The sequence below is a fragment of the Methylibium sp. T29-B genome (assembly GCF_000576225.1).
GTDB classification, from domain to species: domain Bacteria; phylum Pseudomonadota; class Gammaproteobacteria; order Burkholderiales; family Burkholderiaceae_C; genus Methylibium; species Methylibium petroleiphilum.
Genome location: NZ_AZSN01000002.1, coordinates 15,287 through 29,297, shown reverse-complemented (window position 1 = coordinate 29,297; position 14,011 = coordinate 15,287). Strand labels below are relative to the sequence as shown.

Below are 14,011 nucleotides of genomic sequence, written 5' to 3'. Positions count from 1 at the left end.
GTGCGACCTCTCAGTGCTTGTGGCCGGAAGGACCCATCGGCGTTGACGGGGCCGCAGGCGCCGGCAATGGAGCTGGAGCCTGCGCAGGTGCCGCCGGCTTGTTCGCTGCGGCGGGATCGGGTTGTTGCGCCTCGCGCGCGTAGACCCGCCAGCCGCCGATGCGGGCCACGGCGTCATTGGCCTCGCGCCAGGCCAAGGGCTTGTCGTCGCCGGCGCGTCGGAACTGCTCGAACGACGACTCGTAGCGCAGTGCCGGGACCTGAGCCTTCGGATCCAGCGGATCGGGCCGAGGTGTGGTGGGGGACTGGGCCTGTGCCTGCGCGGCAAGCAGCATCGTGAGCAGCAGGCTCGGCAGCACGCACGGCCTGCACCGGTGCAATGGAGTGGGGACCATGGAATCCTCGCGTGAACGTCTGCAGGCGTCCCTGCCGCGGAAGCGGCGGGAACGAAACGGAACCTGGCGAGCGGGCGCGCGTCACTGCGCGCGCGGCTGCCCCAGGCCAGTTACGCGAGAACGATTCGAGGGGGGCGGTCGGGGCCGTCGGCGGCGAACGCGTCGACGGTGGGCACGACTGTGGTGAACACCGTCGGCTCTGAATCGGCGGCAGGAACCACCGGCACGGTCGCCAGGATGGCACCCAGCGAACAGCACGAAGCGCAGACGCTGCACGTCTGATCGGCCGGCTGGCTAGCCTTCAACGCGGACGATGCGTCGTCGGAGACGACATTGGCCGACACGTCGTCATCGGCGTGGTGTTCGGAGCCAGCAGCACCGTGATGCGAGTGCCCAGAGGCCGGGTGGCCCACCGCACCCAGCGCAGTCCCGCCGCCGTGGTGGGCCGCGCCGCAGAACGCCATGGTGGCGGCCGCCGCCCCTTGCAGCGGAAGCGCAAGGACAACCAGCCAGACCAGCAGCGTTCGGGCGAACACATTCATGCGCAGAGTCTACTTCGTCCCCTTGGACGGGGTGTTGTGAGCTGGGTTAATCCGTCGGCCACGTTCCGCTTGTCAATGCACGGCAACGGCTCAGCCGTCCTCAGTTCGGCGAGGATCGGCTTCCGAAGGCTAGCTTCGCATCCCCATCCACCGGCAAGAAGCGCGCGCCCAGCGCGCGCTGCAGGCCCACCACCTGCTGCTGCTGGCCTGTCAGGGCCACCGACAAGCCGATCTCGGCCTGCTGTGCGGAACGCTGCGCGTCAAGCAATTCCAGCAGGTCGGTGCCGCCGGCCTCGAAGCGCTTGCGCGCGAGTTGCTCGGCGACCACGGCCTGCCGGGCCTGCTCCTGCAGGGAGGCCAGACGCAGCTGTCCCTGCCGCACCTGGGCCAGTGTGCTCTCCACCTCTTCTGTTGCCAGCAGCACACGCTGCCGGTAGGCCAGCAGGGCTTCGCGCTCACCGGCCCGGGTCGCCTGCAGCCGGGCGTCGATACGGGCGTGGTCGAACACCGGCACGGACACGCTTGGCGCCACGAACCACGACGCGGCACCGGCCGCACCCAACCCGGAGACCGAGCCGGCTACGACGCCGAGCACGCCGGAGATGGACAGCCGCGGCAGGAACTCGGCACGCACCGCCTCCACGTCCAGGGACAAGGCCTGCAGACGGGCCTCGGCGGCCTGCAGGTCCGGGCGCTGTGCCGCCCACTGCGCAGGATCGGGCAGGCGAAGCGCCACCGGCATCGGCGACCGATGTGCCGCTGAGGGCGCCTCGTAGCCCGAGGGCGACGCGCCGAGCAGCACCGCCAAGCGATGGCTGGACACCGCCAGCGCTGCATCGAGGGCGGGCCGATCCGACTCGGCCGCGGCGAGCTCGGCGCGCGCCCGTGCCTCGTCGAGCGGCGACGCGTAGCCGGCCGCGACCCGTCGCAGCACGAGGTCCAGTGTCGAGCGGCGGTTATCCGCCACCTTGCTCGCCAACTGCATCTGCGCCCGCGTGCCGTTCAGGCTGAACCAGGCCTGCGCGATCTCGGCAGCGACGGCCAGCCGCATCGCGGCGGCATCGGCCTCGACAGCCCGGGCGCGCGCATCGGCCGCCTGCGCCGCGCTGCGCAGTCGGCCGAACAGGTCGACTTCCCAGGACAGGCTGGTCGCAGCGGACACGCTGTCGCTGCGGCGCTCGTCACGCGTCGCCCCGGGCGCCTCGAAGCGGCCGAGTTGTTGAGCCCGCGCGCCGGCGGCCACGCCGCCGCCCGGTCCGCGATCGGCGTGTGCACCTGCGGCCAGGGCGCGCGAGCGCTGCACCCGCTCGGCGGCCTGCCGGAGGTCCAGGTTGGCCTCGAGGCCGCGCTGGACGAGCGCATCGAGCGCCGGGTCCGCGAACACGCTCCACCAGTCGGGCTGGGCCACGCGGCCGACTTCGATGCCCTGCCCTTGCGCAAAAGCCCCCGGCAGCTCCGGCGCCGGCACGGCCAGCGGCGCTGCGGTACCGCAGGCCGCCAGCAGGACGGCCAGTGCGATCGTGGTCAAGCTTGTCTTGATCATGTGAATCTCCTCATTGCGCTACGGCCAGCGCGGCCGCGCGCCGGGCGCGGCGCCGCTGGAGCAGCACGTAGAACATCGGGGTGAAGACCAGTCCGGCGACGGTGACCGCCAGCATCCCGGCGAAGACCGCCACGCCGACGGCCTGGCGCATCTCGGCGCCGGCCCCGCTGGCGAAGACGAGGGGAAGCACGCCCATCACGAAGGCCAGCGAGGTCATCAGGATCGGCCGCAGGCGCAGCCGCGCCGCCTCGACCACGGCGTCGACCGCCGACGTTCCTTCCTGCTGGCGCCGGCGAGCGAACTCGACGATCAGGATCGCGTTCTTCGTCGCCAGACCCACCAGCACCACCAGGCCGATCTGCGTGAACAGGTTGTTGTCGCCCCCGCTCAGCCACACGCCAACCAGCGCGCCCAGGATCACCGTCGGCACGATGGCCAGCACGGCCAGCGGCAGGCTCCAGCTGCCGTAGGCCGCGGCCAGGATCAGGAAGGCCAGTCCCACGGCCAGCGGGAACACCCACAGGCCGCTCGACCCTTCCTGAATCTGCTGGTAGGTCAGGTCGGTCCACTCGTAGGTGAAGCCGTCCGGCAGCGCACGGGCCAGGATCTGCTCCATCGCCGCCACGGCCTCACCCGAACTCACGCCCGGCGCCGGCATGCCCGACAGGTCGGCCGACGCGTAGCCGTTGTAGCGGCCCACCGGGTCGGGGCCGGTCGCCGGCTGGCTCGTCACCAGCGCGGCCAGCGGCACCATCTGCCCCTGCGCATTGCGCGTCCACAGCCGGTCCAGCGCGGTGGCGTCGGCGCGGAACGGCGCGTCTGCCTGCACGTTGACCTGCCAGGCGCGGCCAAGGAAGTTGAAGTCGTTGACGTAGAGCGAGCCCAGGTAGACCTGCAGCGACTGGTAGATGGCCTCCAGCGGCACGCCCATGGCCAGCGCCTTCTCGCGGTCGACGTTCAGCGCGAGCTGCGGCACGCCCGTTTGGTAGCCGCTGAACAGACCCACCAGGCGCGGCTCCTTGCCGGCCTCGGCCATCACGGCACCCAGCGCCGCGTTCAGCGCCTCGTGGCCCTGTTGCCTGCGGTCCTGGATCTGCAACTTGAAGCCGCCAGCCTGGCCGAGTCCGGGCACCGGCGGCGGCGGGAACATCGCGATGAAGCTTTCGTCGATACCCTGGAAGCGGCCGTTCAGCGCACCGGCGATGGCACCGGCGGCCAGACTCGCGTCCTTGCGCTGCTCGAACGGATCGAGCATCGTGAAGATCACGGCGGCGTTCGGGCTGTTGACGAAGCCGTTGATCGAGATACCCGGGAAGGCCACCACGCTCTCGACTCCCGGCTGAGCTAGCGCGATCTTGGTGACCTGCTTCGTGACCGCCTCGGTGCGGTCCAGCGACGCGCCGGGCGGCAGCTGCACGATGCCGACGAGGTAGTACTTGTCCTGGGCCGGAACGAAGCCCGACGGCACGCTCTTGAAGCTCCACACCGCGCCGGCCACCAGCACGGCGTAGACGACCAACAGGCGCAGGCCGCGCTTCACGCCGGCCCGCGTCAGCCCGGCGTAGCGCTCCGAAGCGCGCTCGAAGGCGCGGTTGAAGCCGCCGAAGAAGCGCGCCAGGCGCCCGTCGTGACCGCCAGCATGTGGCTTCAGCCACATCGCCGACAAAGCCGGCGACAGGGTCAGCGAGTTGATCGCCGACAGCACCGTGGAGATCGCGATCGTCAGCGCGAACTGCCGGTAGAACTGGCCCGACAGGCCGCCCATGAATGCCGTGGGGATGAAGACGGCGGCCAGCACGGCCGTGATCACCAGGATCGGCCCGGTGACCTCCTTCATCGCGGCGAGTGCCGCTTCGCGGGGCTTCAGCCCGCGGGCGAGGTGCCGCTCGACGTTCTCGACGACGACGATCGCGTCGTCGACGACGATGCCGATCGACAGCACCAGCCCGAACAGACTCAGCGTGTTCAGCGTGAAGCCGGCGGCGTGCATCACCGCCAGCGTGCCTACCAGCGACACCGGCACGGCCGCGATCGGGATCAGCGACGCGCGCCAGTTCTGCAGGAACAGCAGCACGACCAGCACGACCAGCACCATCGCCTCGGCCAAGGTCTGGATGACGTTGCGGATCGACGCCTTGACGAACAACGTGGGGTCGTAGGCGATGCGGTGCGCAATGTCCTGCGGGAAGCCCTGCTGCAGCTTCGTCATCTCGGCCCGCACGGCGGCAGCCACCTCGACGGCGCTGGCGGCCGGGTCCTGCACGATCTGGATGCCGACAGCCGGCTTTCCGTCGAGCAGGCTGCGCAGCGAATACGAACTCGCACCGAGCTCCACACGCGCTACGTCCTTCAGCCGCAGCTGCTCGCCGGTGGGGCCGCTCTTCAGCACGATGTCGCCGAAGGCCTCGGGCGAACTCAGGCGCCCGGCCACCGTGATCGGCAGCTGATGCGCGCTGCGCGCGTCGGGCTGCTGGCCCACCGAGCCCGCGGCCACCTGCAGGTTCTGCGCGCGGATCGCGTCGACCACGTCGCCGGCGACCAGGCCGCGCGCGGCCATGCGGTCGGGGTCGAGCCAGACGCGCAGGCTGTAGTCGCCCGCGCCCCAGACCACCACCTTGCTGACGCCGGGCACGCGCAACAGAGCGTCGCGCACCTGCAGCTGGGCGAAATTCGACAGGTGCAGCAGGTCGTAACGGCCCTGCGGCGACGTCAGGTGCACGACCATCAGCATGTCGGGCGCGACGCTCTCGCTGACGACGCCGAGCTTCTGCACCTCGGCCGGCAGGCGCGGCAGCGCGCGGGCGACGCGGTTCTGCGTGTCGGTCTCGGCGCGCGCCGGGTCCACGCTGGCGGCGAAGGTCAGCGTCAGCAGGTAGCGGCCGTCGCCACTGGAGTTCGAGCTCATGTACTGCAGGCCCGGCAGGCCGGTGAGCTCGGTCTCGAGCGGCGTGGCCACCGTGTCGGCGATCACCTGCGGGTTCGCGCCCGGGTACGCGGCACGCACCTGCACGGTGGTGGGCATGACGTTGGGGTACTCGGTCAGCGGCAGCCTGCCCATCGAAAGCAGGCCGGCAAGCAGCAGCACGAGGGACAGCACGATCGCGACGATCGGGCGGTCGACGAAGAGTCTGGCAAGACGGTTCATGGTGATTGACTCCCGATGGATCAGGAACGGTCGGGCTCGACGCCGTTCTGCGCCTGCCCCTGCGCCGGCTCCGCAGGCCCTTGGGCAGGCTGAGGCTTGACCGCCATGCCCGGACGCACGCGCATCAGGCCCGAGACGATCACCTGCTCGCCCGCCTTCAGCCCTTCGGTCACGATGCGGTCGGCGCCCTGCGCCGCGCCGACGCCGATCGGGCGGTATTCGACCTGGCCGGCCTCGGTGACCACGAGCACGAAGCGCCGGCCCTGGTCGGTACCGATGGCCTTGTCGGGCACCAGCAGCACAGGCTGGGCTGTGCCCGTCACCAGCTGCGCACGCACGTACTGGCCAGGCATGAGGCCGGGCACCGCGGCATCGACTCGGGCGCGCAGGCGTACCGTGCCGGTGGCGGCATCGATGGAGTGGTTCGTGAAGTCGATCGGCGCGAGTGCCAGCTCGCGCTGGCCGTCGGCGTCGAGGATGCGAGCCCGCCAGCCCTTGGCGCCACGGTTCTCGGCCAGGCGCTGCAGCAGGCTGCGGTCGGCCACGTCGATGTGCACATGCAGCGGCGCGATGCTGACCAGCGTGGCCAGCGGCGTGGCGTTGCCGCCGGCGGTGACGACGTTGCCGGCCGTCACGAGCGCACGGCCGATGCGGCCGTCGATCGGCGAGCGCACCAGCGTGAAGTCGCGCTCCAACTGGGCCGTCTGCACGGCGGCCTCGGCCGCGGCACGCCGCGCCTGCGCTTCGGCATGGGCCGCCACACGGCGCTCCATCTCCTCGCCGGCGATCGCGCGGTCAGCGTGCAGTTGGCGGGCCCGCTCGGCCTCGGTGCCGGTCAAGGTCTCACGCGCCTTCGCCAGTTGAAGCTCGGCGCGTGCACGGGCCAGCGCCGCGTCGAAGGGCCTCGGGTCGATCTGGAACAGCGGCTGGCCGGCGCGAACCGCATCGCCTTCGCGGAACAGCATTGCGTCGATGGGCCCGGACACACGGGTGCGCAGTTCGACCTGCTGCGCGGCTTCGACACGAGCCACCTGCGTCGGCCCGACGTCCATCGCCACGGAGCGCACCAGGGCGACCGGCACCGTCGGCGCCTGAGGGGCTGCGGCAGGGGCCGCCTGTGCGTCAGGCACGGCGGGCTGGCATGCGGCCAGCACCGCGGCGGCAAGCACGGAGATCGCGCCGATGGCCAGCGTGGCCGGAAGGCTGCGTGCGCGCGGCACACGGGGTTCGTGGGTGGTCTTCATGTTCGGCTCCTGGGGTTGGAATGCCGGCATGCTGCGGATTGCCGCTGTGGCAAGGTCAAGCGCCCATCGCGGGCCATCGCGCGAGGTGGCCGACTGCGATGGATCGACCTTGACCTTGACGCCGTGGCAAGGAAAAGACTTCCGTGCACCCCCTCTTCCACAGGAGCACGGACATGAACGCGATGAAGACACCTCGCTCGCAGCCCTTCGGCATCGGCACGCGCACCGAAATCCGGCTGGACGATCAGCACCTGTTGACCCTGTCGGTTCGTGCGGGGGACCTGCTGCGCAGCGCCGGCGGGACCGTGTGGGCCACCGTCGACGGCGAGCCTGACGACATCCTCCTGGCGCCCGGTGACGTGCACGTCCTGACGCGCGAGTGCGAGCTGCGGGTGTCGGCCTTCGGGCACGCTCGACTGGAGGTCTACGGGCACGGCCCGCTGCATTACCGGATGCCGCGGCCCCTTCCGGCACGCGGTGCCTTCGCGGCGGCCTGGAATGCCATGGTCTCCGGCATCCGTCCCGCACTCGGCTCAATCCGGGCGCTGGCGGGTTCCACCTGACGCGACAGACGCCGCCGCGCCTGCAGCGTCGCTCTACAAATCCACGCTCTTTCTGCAGCCGGCGTGTTCAGGCGACGGCAGTCGGCGGGTCTGCCGGCTCACGTGCCACGAACTCCTGCCGGCTCCGCTGACGTACACGGCGAAGGCCCAGCAGGTACCACGCCGCTGGAACGACCAACATGCTGAGAAGCGGGGCGGTCACCATGCCACCGACCATGGGCGCGGCGATGCGGGTCATCACCTCTGATCCGGTACCGCCACCCCACAGGATGGGCAGCAGGCCGGCCATCACGACCGCCACCGTCATCGCCTTGGGACGCACGCGCAGCACGGCGCCTTCGCGGACGGCGGCAAGCAAGGTATCCGGGTTGTCCGGCTCGCCAGCCGCAAGACGCCGGTCGAGCGCGTTCTTCAGGTAGACGAGCATCACCACGCCGAACTCGGCTGCGACACCCGCCAGTGCGATGAACCCGACGGCCGTGGCCACCGAGATGGCATGCCCCATCACCCAGATGAGCCAGAACCCGCCGACCAGCGAGAACGGCACGGCCGCCATCACCAGTGCCGCATCGCCCACGGACCGGAACAGCAGGTAGAGCAGCACGAAGATGACCGCCAGCGTGGCGGGTACGACGAGCTTCAGGCGCTCCGTGGCTCGCTCGAGGTACTCGAACTGGCCCGACCACGAGACGGCGTAACCCGCCGGCATCGCCACCTGCCCTGCCACGGCGGCCTGCATGTCCACGACCACCGAGCGCAGGTCGCGCCCGCGCACATCGACGTAGACCCAGCCCGACAGGCGCGCGTTCTCGCTGCGCAGCATCGGCGGTCCTTCGGCCAGCCTCACGCGGGCCACGTCCTGGAGGAGTAGCTGTGCACCCCGGTCCGTCACGAAGGGCAGCGTGCGCAGGCGTTCGAGCGAGTCCCGAATCTCCCGTGGATAGCGCACGTTGATGGGGAACCGCTCCCGTCCACTGACGACCTCGCCGACGTTCTCGCCGCCGATGGCCGTCGCAACGATGGCTTGTACGTCCGCCATTGATAGGCCGTAGCGCGCCGCCGCCGCCCGGTCGACATCGATGTCGATGTAGCGACCACCGGTGAGTCGCTCCGCCAGTGCCGACGACACACCTGGCACGTTCTTCACAACCGACTCGATCTGCGTCGTCAACTTGTCGATGACCGCCAAGTCCGTGCCCGCGACCTTGATGCCGACGGGACTCTTGATGCCCGTGGCCAGCATGTCGATGCGGTTGCGGATGGGCGGCACCCAGATGTTCGACAGGCCCGGCACCTTGACGGCGCGGTCCAGTTCGTCGACCAGCTTGTCGGGCGTCATGCCAGGCCGCCACTGCGCGCGCGGCTTGAACTGGATGGTGGTCTCGAACATCTCCAGCGGCGCCGGGTCGGTGGCGCTGTCGGCGCGGCCGGCCTTCCCGAACACACGTTCGACCTCGGGCACCGTCTTGATGAGGCGGTCGGTCTGCTGCAGCAGCTCGGTCGCCTTCGACACCGACAGGCCCGGCAGCGCCGACGGCATGTAGAGCAGGTCGCCCTCGTCGAGGGGCGGCATGAACTCGCCGCCCAGGCGCATCAAGGAACGAGCGTCGCGGCAAGCACGACCGCCGCCGCGAGCAGCGTCGCTTTCGGAAAGCGCAGCACCGCCTCAAGCGCAGGCCGGTAGACGGCGATGAGGAAGCGGTTGACCGGGTTCGCCGTCTCCTTCGGGATGCGGCCCCGGATGAGGTAGCCCATCAGCACCGGCACCAGCGTCACCGACAGCCCCGCGGCTGCGGCCATCGCATAGGTCTTGGTGAAGGCCAGCGGCGAGAACAGACGCCCCTCCTGCGCCTCCAGCGTGAAGACCGGCAGGAAGGACAGCGTGATGACCAGCAGCGAAAAGAAGAGCGCCGGCCCCACCTCGACCGAGGCCTGCGTCACCAGCGCCCAGCGTTCGGAGAGGCCGGGCTGCCTTCCATGCTCGTCCTCGAAGTGTTCGAGCTGCTTGTGCACCGCCTCGACGAGCACCACGCTCGCGTCGACCATCGCGCCGAGTGCGATGGCCACGCCCCCCAGCGACAGGATGTTGGCGCTGATGCCCTGCCAGTACATCACGATGAAGGCAGTAAGCACACCGACGGGCAGCGTGACCACCGCGACGAGCGCTGAGCGCAGGTGGAACAGGAAGACCGCGCACACGAGCGCGACGACGACGAACTCCTCGATAAGCTTCACCTGTAGGTTGTCGACGGCCCGGTCGATGAGCTTGGAGCGGTCGTAGGTCTCCACGACCTCGACGCCCGGGGGCAGGCTGGGCTTCAAGGCTTCCAGCTTGGCCTTCACTGCCGCGATGGTCGTGCGGGCGTTCTTGCCCGAACGCATCACGACGACGCCGCCCGCGACCTCGCCCTCCCCGTCGAGTTCGGCAATGCCCCGGCGCATCTCCGGGCCCATCTGCACGAAGGCGACATCACGCAGCAGCACCGGCGTGGCACCGGTCAAGGCGATGGGGATGCCACGGAAGTCGTCGAGCGACTTCAGGAAGCCCTGCGAGCGCACCATGTACTCGGCCTCTGCCAGCTCGACGACCGAGCCGCCCGAGGACTGGTTGGCCTTGCGCAGCGCCTCCATCACCATGCTCTGCGTGACGCCGAGTTGGCGCATGCGGTCGGGGTCGAGCACCACCTGGTACTGCCGCACCATGCCGCCGATGCTGGCCACCTCGGCCACGTCGGGCACGGTCTTGAGCTCGAACTTCAGGAACCAGTCGTTCAAGGCGCGCAGCTGTCCCAGGTCGTTCTTGCCGCTGCGGTCAACGAGGGCGTACTCGTAGACCCAGCCCACGCCGGTGGCGTCCGGCCCGAGGGCAGCAGTCGCCCCCGGCGGCAGCCGGCTCTGCACCTGGTTCAGGTACTCGACGACGCGGGACCGGGCCCAGTACGGGTCGGTCTTGTCGTCGAACAGGATGTAGACGAAGGAATCGCCGAAGAACGAATAGCCGCGCACGGTCTTGGCACCGGGCACGCTGAGCATGGTCGTGGTCAGCGGATAGGTGACCAGGTCCTCCACCACCTGCGGCGGCTTGCCGGGGTAGGTGGTGCGAACAATCACCTGCACGTCGCTCAGGTCGGGCAAGGCGTCGACGGGTGTGCGCGACACCGACCACAGGCCGGCCACCACGAGGAAGGCGGTCGCGATGAGCACCAGGAAGCGGTTGACCACCGACCAGCGGATGAGCGCGGCAATCACTTCGCCGCTCCCTTGCGCTGAATGGAGACCAGTTCGTAGTCCATCGGCCCGCCCTGCCGGAACTCGAACTGCACTGTGTCGCCGGGCTTGACGTCGGCGAAGGCATTCGGGTCGGCCTTGCCGAAGCCCATCGTCATCTCTGGCCACTTCAACGCCGGCACGGGACCGTGCGAGATGGTGATGCTGTCCGCATCGACGCTCTCCACCTTGCCCTGCGCCGTGAAGGTGCCCGAGCTGGCCGTCGATGCCGCGGCGGATGCCGGCTGGGCCGAAGCCATGCTGCCGAGCACCGACCGCAGGCGCGCTTCCGAGTCCACGAGGAACTGACCGCTGGCGACCACCTCATCGCCTTCCGCCAGCCCCTGGACCACCTCGAGCTGCTCGCCCAGTTCGACGCCGAGCTTCACCTCGCGCGGCTCGAAGGTCCCGTCGGCCTTGCGCACGATGGTGACAGCGCGCGTGCCGGTGCGGATGACCGATTCGGCAGGTACGACGAGCCGGGACGCAACCGGGCCAGCGAATTGCAGGCGCAGCAACATGCCGGGCACCAGCCTGCCGCCACGGTTGTCGACCTCGAAGCGGGCCTGCAGGGTGCGCGTGGCCGCGTTCACCTGGGGCAGGACCTCCTGCATTGTTCCGGTGAAGCTTTGCGTCGGGTCAGCCTGCAGGACGGCATTCACCTTCTGGCCGCGCTGGAGCCGCACAGCCTGCGCCTCGGGCACTTCGGCGACGGCCCAGACGCGCTCCAGGCCGGCGATGCGGAACAGTGTCATGCCGGGAGAGACCGCTACTCCCTCCCGCACGCCGAGCTCCGCGATGACGCCACTCGCGGGCGCGACGAGCGTGTAGCGCGCCTGTGGCGTCCCGCCTGCCTCGGCCTGGCGGACCAGCTCGGCAGGGATGGACATCGCGCGGGTGCGCTCTCGGGCAGCCGCCAGCAGCTCCGGCGATGCGCCCGCCTTCGTCAGGGCGACGATGTCGTTCAGCGGCCCGAGCCAATCCGGCGCGAACACCGTGCCCAGGGCTTGCCCCTTGACCACCCTCTCCATCGGCGCCCGGACGGCGAGCCGCTCGAGGTAGCCGGCGGTCCGTGTCTGCACAGCCACGCTCAATCGCTCGTCGAACTGCACCGCGCCCACCGCATCGAACGAGGAGCTGACCTCCGCCCTCGTCACCACGGCCGTTCGGATGCCGAGGTTCTGCTGGACCTGCGGACTCACCTTGACGCCGCTGTCGCCGGCTTCATCGGCATAGACCGGCACGAGCTGCATGTCCATGAACGGCGACTTGCCCGGCTTGTCGAACTTCTGGCCCGGCACCATCGGGTCGTGCCAATACAGGACCTTGCGCTCGGCCCCCGATGAAGCCGTGGCGGATGACGCCATCGAGGCGTGGTCGGCGGTGCTGCGGCCCAGGTAGAACGCGGCACCGGCAATCCCGGCCACCGCGGCCAGGGCAACGAGAGAGACTTGAAGGCGGCTCATCGCACGGCTCCTTGCGCAATCGGCTTGAAGGCGAGTTGCGCCTGTGTCTTGGTCAGGTCGCGCCGGAGCGCCAGCAGCTTGCGCTGCGCCTCGACCTCGGCATGGCGCGCCTCGAACAGCATCACCAGGCTGGCCTGGTTGGAGCGGTAGGCGGCCAGCGTGGCTGCGGTGCGTTGCCGCAGGGGAGTCAGCACGCCGGCGTCGAAGCGCTCCATGCGTTCCTGCAGCCGCCGGGCGTCGCTGACGAGTGCCGCGTACTCGCCCGCCGCTGCGCGCCGTGCCTCTTCGAGTTCTGCCTCCGCCTTGTCCACAAGTGCCAGCCGGGCGGCTGTCTCGCGGTCTTGTCGGGCGGCGGGCGCAACGGGCAAGGGAATGCGCACCCCGAAGGAGACGAGGTCCGACATGCCCTGCCGCTGTCCGTACGACACCTCCCAGGTCCAGTTGGGCTTGCGGTTCAAGGTGGCCGCCGAGGCTTCCTGGCGGGCGACCTCGATGTCGCGCAGCTTGGTCACGACGACCGGGTGTGCGGCGACGTACGCGTCCAGCGCGGGGACGGTCGCTGTTCGCGGCTCCGACAGCCCGTCGACCGGCATGCCGGTCCAGCGCTGCAGCACCGCGGCCGCGGCGCCCTGTTGCTGTCGCTGGTCGGCAGACTCGTCCTCGGCCACGCCGACAGCACCGGCCAGGCCGAGCACCTCGGCGCTGCTGCCAGAGACCGTCGCCAGGCGGCCCTTGCCGGCCTCGAGCTCTTCGCGGGCATGTTTCTCGTTGAGCGTGGTGAGCTCCAGCGCCATGCCCGCGTAATAGGCGTCGATGTAGGCCAGCGCGGTCTGCAGGCGAGCCTCGGCCACCGCGACATGCTCAGCAACCAACTCGCGGCCGGCGACCGCGTTGGCCACGGCCTCGCGTGCGGTGCGCTTGTCGGCCGGGACCCACTCCTGGGCGATGCCGATGCGCTTCATCGTCATCTCCTCGGCGCTCGTGCGGAAGCGGTTCGAGCCGGTCGCGGGCAGGTTGTCGATGCCGACGGCAAGCATCGGGTCGGGCTGCTGCCCGGAGGCACGCGCCATCTCGGCCGCGCCTGTCGCACCGGCTCGTGCGGCGCGTGCCATCTGCGAGCGTTGGGCCGCCAGGTCCAGGGCCTGTTCGAGCGACAAGGGTGCCGCGGTGGCCCAGTTGGCCGAAAGCAAGGCGGCGGCCAAAGCGGCTGCGCGCAGGATGTGGATGGACATCGAAAGACTCCGAGGACGAGCGGGAACGTGGCTTGCGTGCGGACATGCCGCACCAGCACCGGTCAGTCGACGGAGCGGGTCAGACCCTGAGTCTGAGCGTGGACAGGAAGAGCGGGTCCGGAGGCGGCTGGGCCTCCGGCGTGGCCGTCGTCGGGACGGCGCGAGCCTGCTGGGCCTCGAGCACCAGCGGCAGCTCAAGCACCTGCGCGACCACCGGCTGGCCCACCGCCGGCAGCTTCACCGCCTCGAAGGTCTTGCCAGGGTCGGCGGAGTGCTGGTGGCACAGGACCGCTTGGTCCTGGTCCATGCCTTCGCAGGGCGTGCCCGCTTCGGCCATCGCGGCCATGGCTTCGATGTCCGGCTGGCCCGGGCAGACATAGCTCGCCAGCGCCAGCTGCGAGAACAGCAGCGACATCACCGCAAGGACTGCGGTGATGAGGCGGAATAGGCGACGACGCAGCATGGATCAGGACAGTCTAGCGTCCTTGCCGAATTCGAGCGTGGGCCGGCACGCGTGGCTTGACCTGGGTCATCCCGGCCACCCGGGATCTGCGCGGCCGACGGCGCCTTGATTTCCAAGCCCTACAGGCCGGCATGGCCGCCGGCCTGAACGTG

The 14,011-nt window shown here is 70.1% G+C and carries 9 protein-coding genes and 1 pseudogene; 1 reads left to right on the top strand and 9 read right to left on the bottom strand.

Annotated features, from left to right (window positions below):
- Positions 1–10: 10 nt before the first annotated feature.
- The 5 genes from Y694_RS00575 to Y694_RS00555 form a co-directional block, all read right to left on the bottom strand.
- Entirely contained in the window at positions 11–358 is a 348-nt protein-coding gene (locus tag Y694_RS00575) for a hypothetical protein (protein ID WP_036228838.1), read from the bottom strand.
- Positions 359–504: 146 nt separating this feature from the next.
- Positions 505–936, bottom strand: coding sequence for a hypothetical protein (locus tag Y694_RS00570; RefSeq protein WP_036228837.1), 432 nt, complete (start codon positions 934–936; stop codon positions 505–507).
- A gap of 100 nt (positions 937–1,036) precedes the next feature.
- Complete coding sequence (locus Y694_RS00565; protein WP_036228834.1) at positions 1,037–2,479, bottom strand: efflux transporter outer membrane subunit; 1,443 nt, start codon at positions 2,477–2,479, stop codon at positions 1,037–1,039.
- A 10-nt stretch (positions 2,480–2,489) separates the two neighbouring features.
- A complete protein-coding gene (locus tag Y694_RS00560) occupies positions 2,490–5,624 on the bottom strand; it encodes an efflux RND transporter permease subunit (RefSeq protein ID WP_036228832.1) in 3,135 nt (1,044 codons plus the stop codon).
- Positions 5,625–5,644: 20 nt separating this feature from the next.
- Positions 5,645–6,868, bottom strand: a complete 1,224-nt coding sequence (locus Y694_RS00555; protein ID WP_051495434.1) for an efflux RND transporter periplasmic adaptor subunit — start codon at positions 6,866–6,868, stop codon at positions 5,645–5,647.
- Positions 6,869–7,041: 173 nt separating this feature from the next.
- Here Y694_RS00555 and Y694_RS00550 point away from each other — a divergent pair, with 173 nt between their 5' ends.
- Positions 7,042–7,431 (top strand): DUF2917 domain-containing protein, encoded by a 390-nt coding sequence (locus Y694_RS00550; RefSeq protein WP_036228828.1) that lies wholly within the window; start codon positions 7,042–7,044, stop codon positions 7,429–7,431.
- Between the two features lie 67 nt (positions 7,432–7,498).
- Here the strand turns inward: Y694_RS00550 and Y694_RS00545 are convergent.
- The 4 genes and pseudogenes from Y694_RS00545 to Y694_RS00530 all read right to left on the bottom strand — a co-directional run bounded on the left by Y694_RS00545 (position 7,499) and on the right by Y694_RS00530 (position 13,859).
- A pseudogene (locus Y694_RS00545) lies at positions 7,499–10,680 on the bottom strand (efflux RND transporter permease subunit).
- The gene (locus Y694_RS00540; protein WP_036228826.1) at positions 10,677–12,164 is read right to left on the bottom strand and encodes an efflux RND transporter periplasmic adaptor subunit; all 1,488 of its coding nucleotides are present in this window, start codon (positions 12,162–12,164) and stop codon (positions 10,677–10,679) included. Before Y694_RS00540 ends, Y694_RS00545 begins: the two are co-directional and overlap by 4 nt.
- Positions 12,161–13,396 (bottom strand): TolC family protein, encoded by a 1,236-nt coding sequence (locus Y694_RS00535; RefSeq protein ID WP_036228824.1) that lies wholly within the window; start codon positions 13,394–13,396, stop codon positions 12,161–12,163. Before Y694_RS00535 ends, Y694_RS00540 begins: the two co-directional genes overlap by 4 nt.
- A 79-nt stretch (positions 13,397–13,475) precedes the next feature.
- On the bottom strand, positions 13,476–13,859 hold the full coding sequence (locus Y694_RS00530) for a hypothetical protein (protein WP_036228823.1): 384 nt from the start codon (positions 13,857–13,859) through the stop codon (positions 13,476–13,478).
- Positions 13,860–14,011 lie beyond the last annotated feature (152 nt).